Source organism: Albidovulum sp., from assembly GCF_049646345.1.
Taxonomy (GTDB): Bacteria; Pseudomonadota; Alphaproteobacteria; order Rhodobacterales; family Rhodobacteraceae; genus Albidovulum.
The window spans coordinates 1-3,801 of sequence record NZ_JBARVQ010000290.1 but is presented as its reverse complement, the minus strand read 5'-3'; the positions used below and the strand labels follow the sequence as shown (position 1 = coordinate 3,801).

At 60.7% G+C, this 3,801-nt stretch carries 3 protein-coding genes and 1 pseudogene; 2 read left to right on the top strand and 2 right to left on the bottom strand.

Features of this window, described 5'->3' with window-relative positions:
- Positions 1-388, top strand: a pseudogene (locus WBB85_RS07270) (hypothetical protein); the annotation flags it as partial.
- A gap of 13 nt (positions 389-401) precedes the next feature.
- Here the strand turns inward: WBB85_RS07270 and WBB85_RS07265 are convergent.
- Together WBB85_RS07265 and WBB85_RS07260 are read right to left on the bottom strand one after the other, a co-directional pair.
- Complete coding sequence (locus WBB85_RS07265; RefSeq protein WP_432637957.1) at positions 402-1,826, bottom strand: protein adenylyltransferase SelO; 1,425 nt, start codon at positions 1,824-1,826, stop codon at positions 402-404.
- Positions 1,827-2,077: 251 nt separating this feature from the next.
- Complete coding sequence (locus tag WBB85_RS07260) at positions 2,078-3,019, bottom strand: nucleoside hydrolase (protein WP_432637956.1); 942 nt, start codon at positions 3,017-3,019, stop codon at positions 2,078-2,080.
- 261 nt (positions 3,020-3,280) lie between these two features.
- On the opposite strand from WBB85_RS07260, the gene WBB85_RS07255 reads away from it, so the two are divergent.
- Positions 3,281-3,801: LysM peptidoglycan-binding domain-containing protein (locus tag WBB85_RS07255; RefSeq protein ID WP_432637955.1), on the top strand; the 521-nt coding region annotated here is incomplete at its 3' end.

The window sequence follows — 3,801 nt, the reverse complement described above, 5'->3', positions numbered from 1 at the left end:
GTTCTGGTGGTGGGATCTGGCGCTTCACGGCGGTTCGGCCATCGCCTTTGGGCTGGTGGGCTTTCTCTTCGTCTTCATGCTGTTCGAGGGCGACCGCTATGCCGCCCCGGCCTGGGCGGTGGCCTTTGCCAGCTTCTGCTTTGCCCTGTCGATCGGCACGCTGTGGGAGATTTTCGAATTTGCCATGGATCAGGCCTTTGGGCTGAACATGCAGAAATCCGGGCTGCCCGATACGATGGGCGATCTCATCGTCAATACGTTCGGCGCGGGTATCGGGGCGCTGGCCGGGTTCTTCTATCTCAAGCGGCTGGAGCTGGGCGGGCTGACGGGTCTCTTGCAGGAATTCGTTCAGAAGAACCGGCAGTTCTTCCGCAAGTTCCGCCGCTGAGGGGGGCGTTTCGTCAGGTGCCGCAGAAGGTGCGGGTGACGACCTCTTCCGCCTCCGGGGCTGCACGATATGCGGCCGCGTCAGGCTGATCGTCGAAGGGGTGGGAAAGGATCGCGTTCAGCCGGTGGAAAGGGGCGTAATCGCCGGTGACGGCGGCCCGGATCGCTTCCTCGACCCGGTGATTGCGGGGGATGAAGGCGGGGTTGACCGCGCGCATCGTGGCGACCGGATTGGCTTCGCGCGCGGTGCGGGCATGCCAGTCGCGGGCCCAGCTTTCGAACGCTTCGGGATCCGCGAATTCGACCGCGGCGCTTCGGTCGCCTAGTCCCCGGAACGTGCGGGTAAAATCGGCCCCGCCTTGCGCCATCCGCGTCAGCAGCGCCTCGATCAGCGCGGCGTCGCCATCCTCCTCCGTCGCAAGGCCGATCTTGGGGCGGAAGCGTTTCAGCCATTCGGCCTCATAAAGATCGGGAAAGCGGTTGATCGCAGCGGTCGCGGCCTCAATCGCAGGTTCCTCTTCGCCCATCAAAGGTAGCAGGCACGAGGCGAATTGCGCAAGGTTCCAGACCGCGATGCGCGGCTGGTTGCCATAGGCATAGCGGCCTTGCTGGTCGATGGAGGAAAACACCTTCTGGGGATCATAGGCATCCATGAAGGCGCAAGGCCCATAATCGATTGTCTCGCCCGAAATCGCCATATTGTCGGTGTTCATCACCCCGTGGATGAAGCCGAAACTCATCCAGCCCGCGATCAGGCGGGCCTGCGCGGCGGTGACGGCGTCGAGCAGATCAAGCGGGGTTTTGGCATCGGGATAGTGGCGGGCGATGACGTGATCGGTCAGAAGTTGTAATGCTTCGGTATCCTGCCTTGCGGCGAAATACTGGAAGGTGCCGACGCGGATATGGCTGGCGGCAACCCGAACCAGAACCGCGCCGGGCAGGGCAGTTTCGCGCCAGACCGGCTCGCCCGTTGTCACCGCGGCAAGGGCGCGGGTCGTTGGCAAGCCAAGCGCCGCCATCGCCTCAGAGACGATATATTCGCGGATCACCGGCCCGATCCAGGCCCGCCCGTCGCCGCGCCGCGAAAAGGGTGTGGGGCCCGAGCCCTTGAGCTGAAGGTCGAAGCGCCGCCCGTCCGGGGCAAGGATTTCGCCCAGAAGCAGCGCCCGCCCGTCGCCAAGCTGTGGCGACCAGCCGCCGAACTGATGCCCGGCATAGGCCTGCGCCAAGGGTTCGGCGCCTTCAAGCGTTGCGTTGCCAGCAAAGGCGGTAATGGCTTCGGCTGTGGTCAGGGCATCGGGGTCGAGCCCCAGCGCGCGCGCAAGACCGGCATTGATCGCTATCAGCCCCGGTTCCCGCACCGGGACAGCCGTCTGGCGGGCATAGAACCGGTCCGGCAAGCGGGCATAGCTGTTGTCGAAGGGAAAGGTCAGGGTCATCGGCGCTCCCAGAGCGTTTCGAGTGTGCGTCGGATCAGAATTCAAAGTTTTTTCGTTCGGATTCTGATGCTTGTTGTTTCAACTGGAACTTGAAACGCTTTAAGGGAAAGATAGGGGGCGCGGCTGGGAAAGCAAAGCCCTCGCCATGAGTAAGGTGGGTTTAAACCCACCTTACGGAATCCCGGTCATGGCAATTGAACCTGTTTGATAAAGTAAGGTGGGTTTAAACCCACCTTACCTGCGAATAGTCCTCAAAGACGGGCGAGCCTTTCGGTCAGGAGCGTATAGAACCCTTCCGCATCTACATTGCCGATGAACATCGCATTGGCCTCGCGTTTCGAGACCCGCCACCAGTCGGCGACGGACATGCCGGTGGTAAAGCGTCCCTCGGTCTCGATCTCCACATTGACATGGCGGCCGGTGAAGAGGTCGGGTTGCAGAAGATAGGCGATGGTGCAGGGATCGTGCAGGGGCGCGCCCTCCGATCCGTATTTCGCCATGTCATAGCGTTCGAAAAAATCGGTCCAGCTTGCCACCGCATGTCCGACTTTTGTGCCAAGGCCCCGGAACGCCTCGACCCGCGCCCGCGTCGTCAGTACCTTATGCGTGACGTCAAGCGGCATGACAATGAGCGGCACGCCGGATTTGAAAACGATATCGGCGGCTTCCGGATCGACATAGATGTTGAATTCGGCCGCGGGCGTCACATTGCCGACCTCGAAATAGGCCCCGCCCATCAGCACGATCTCGGCGATGCGGGGGGCTATGTCGGGCGCTTGCCGTAACGCTGTGGCGATGTTGGTCAGAGGGCCGATCGGGCAGAGTGTGATGCTGCCGACCGGTTCCTTGCGCAGCGTCTCGATCAGGAAGTCGACGGCATGGCCATCGGCCAGCGGCATGTCCGGATCGGGCAGGGCGATACCATCGAGCCCGCTCTTGCCGTGCACATATTCCGCAGTAACCAGCGGGCGGACCAGCGGGGATTCGCAACCGGCATAGACCGGAATATCAGGCCGCCCGGCAAGTTCGCAGACGATACATGCATTCTTCGAGGTCAGCGCCAGCGGGACATTGCCCGCAACCGTGGTAATCCCCACGACATCCAGTTCCGGCGATGCCAGCGCAAGAAGGATGGCGACGGCATCGTCCTGGCCGGGATCGGTGTCGATAATGATTTTGCGGCTTGTCGGCATTGGGCGGTCCTCCGGACCTGAAGGTTGAACGTCTCGGCAGCTATTGTCCATCATCTGGCCAATATGATCAAAAAGGCAGGGCGAGAACAGATATTGCCCTAAAATGGACAATATTTAAGTCAAAAACGACATTGTTGTTGATAGGGAAATCACCTGCGGAAGCTGGTGCCGTATAAATACGACGCATGAATAATAACATAGAGTGATGCACCCAGAAAGATGAGTGATCGCGTGCGAGAGCAAGCGTGAAGGAGAAATATGATGAAATGCGACTCTGTCATCCGTCAGGTCGGGGCCATTGGCCTGCTAACAATTCTCGCGGCGGGTTCGGCCGCCGCGCAGGAAGAGTGTTCGACCTATACGGTCAAGGAAGGTGATACGCTGGGTTCGATCTCGGTCGCTGCCTATGGGGTTCTCGATTATCAGACGCTGTTCAACGTGAACTCCAGTTCGATCGACAATCCCAACAAGCTGATCGCCGGGACGCAACTGGTGATCCCCTGTAAGGATGGCCGCAAGACCGTTGATGCGGCTCTGCCCGAACTTGCAGCGGATGAAAGCCGTACCGGATACGACGAGAGCGTCGACGTTGGTGAATACAAACCGACGATCAAGTTCCTGACCGGCGGGGACTGGTACCCGTTTGCCGATGAAGGGCTGACCGGGGGCGGGTTCCTGATCCGTCTGACTTCGACCGCCATGCGGCGGGCCGCGCCGGATCGAAAATTCCGTATCGACTGGATCGACGACTGGGATTCGCATCTGTCGACACTGATCCCGAC